Below are 1,546 nucleotides of genomic sequence, written 5' to 3' on the forward strand. Positions count from 1 at the left end.
CGTCCTCACCGACGTACCCCGCCTCCGTCAACGCCGTCGCATCCGCGATCGCGAACGGCACGTTCAACATCCGCGCCAACGTCTGCGCCAGATACGTCTTGCCCGTCCCCGTCGGACCGATCAGCAAGATGTTCGACTTCGCCAGCTCGACGTCGTCGAGGTCGTCGGGGTCGGTGGTCTGGTCGGCCTCGGCGGCTTCTGCCGCTTCGGCGGCGGCGCGGACGCGCTTGTAGTGGTTGTGGACGGCGACGGCGAGGGCGCGCTTGGCGCCGTCCTGACCGACGACGTAGGTGCTGAGGTGGGCGAAGATCTCGTGGGGGGTGGGGAGGCGTCCGTCGCCGGCGACGTCCTCGTCCTGGGGTTCGCGGTCCTCGTCGACCATCTCGAGGCAGAGCGCGACGCACTCGTCGCAGATGAAGACGCCGGCGGGCCCGGCGATGAGGCGTTTGACCTGCTTCTGCGACTTGCCGCAGAAGGAGCAGGTGAGGGTGTCCGCCGAGCGGGGGCGGCGGGAGCGCTCGTCGCCCGTGCCGTTGCCGTCCGTGGGTGCCACGAGTACCTCCGGTCGCAGTGGGTGCCGCGTCGGGGCCGATCGTAGCCGTCGTGGCGGCGTGGTCGGTCGTGTCGCGGGCCGGGGGCAGGTGCGCGGGTCGTCTCGTCGGCCTCCGGACGCCGCCCCGACGGGCTAGACTGGAACCGTTCCAGAGAAGAGGGTCGTCGTACCCTGCGCGCCGCCCGGGAGGCCTCGTGACCGACCTGATCGACACCACCGAGATGTACCTGAAGTCGATCTACGAGCTGCAGGAGGAGGGCATCCCGCCGCTGCGGGCGCGGATCGCCGAGCGGCTCGGGCACTCCGGGCCGACGGTGTCGCAGACCGTGGCGCGCATGGAGCGCGACGGCCTGGTGCACGTCGGCGGGGACCGCCAGCTGGAGCTCACGCCGCTGGGCCAGCAGACCGCCGTCCGCGTGATGCGCAAGCACCGTCTCGCCGAGCGGCTCCTCACGGACGTCATCAAGCTCGACTGGGAGCACGTGCACACCGAGGCGTGCCGGTGGGAGCACGTCATGAGCGACCTGGTGGAGAAGCGGCTCATCGGCCTGCTCGACCACCCGGCGCACGACCCCTACGGCAACCCGATCCCAGGGCTGCGCGAGCTGGGGGAGGACCTGCCGGAGGTCGAGTACCTGTCCGGCGTGACGTCCTTGCCGTCGCACCTCGCGGCGCACGGGGCGCAGCAGGGGCAGGAGGTGCGGGTGGTGCTGCAGCGCATCGCGGAGCCCGTCCAGGTCGACGTCGACCTGCTGGCGCGGTTCGCGGAGGCGGGTGTGGTGCCGCGTCGGACGCTCGTCGTGACGCCGGACGCCGGGGGTGTCACGGTCGCGGGCGAGGGGTCCGACGTCGTGCTGGACCTGCCCGACGACGTGGCGCGGCACCTGTTCGTCACGGCGGACTGAACGCCGCGTCGACCGGGGCAGGACGTCCCGGACCAGAGCGACGTCGAACCCCGGGTCGTTCGGCACCTGAGCGCTCAGGTGCCGAACG

2 protein-coding genes are annotated in these 1,546 nt (G+C 71.9%); one reads left to right on the plus strand and one right to left on the minus strand.

The genetic code is table 11. The features are described from left to right. Window positions 1–553: ClpX C4-type zinc finger protein (locus LGQ04_RS17215; protein WP_229245200.1), on the minus strand; the 553-nt coding region annotated here is incomplete at its 3' end. Between the two features lie 194 nt (window positions 554–747). Between LGQ04_RS17215 and LGQ04_RS17220 the strand changes: the two genes are divergently transcribed. Beyond that, window positions 748–1,458 carry an iron-dependent transcriptional repressor DtxR gene (locus tag LGQ04_RS17220; RefSeq protein WP_229245201.1) on the plus strand — a complete coding sequence of 237 codons (711 nt, stop codon included), beginning with the start codon at window positions 748–750 and terminating at the stop codon, window positions 1,456–1,458. The last annotated feature ends 88 nt before the right edge of the window (window positions 1,459–1,546 follow it).

The organism is Cellulosimicrobium marinum (assembly GCF_020551945.1).
Lineage (GTDB): Bacteria > Actinomycetota > Actinomycetes > Actinomycetales > Cellulomonadaceae > Cellulosimicrobium > Cellulosimicrobium marinum.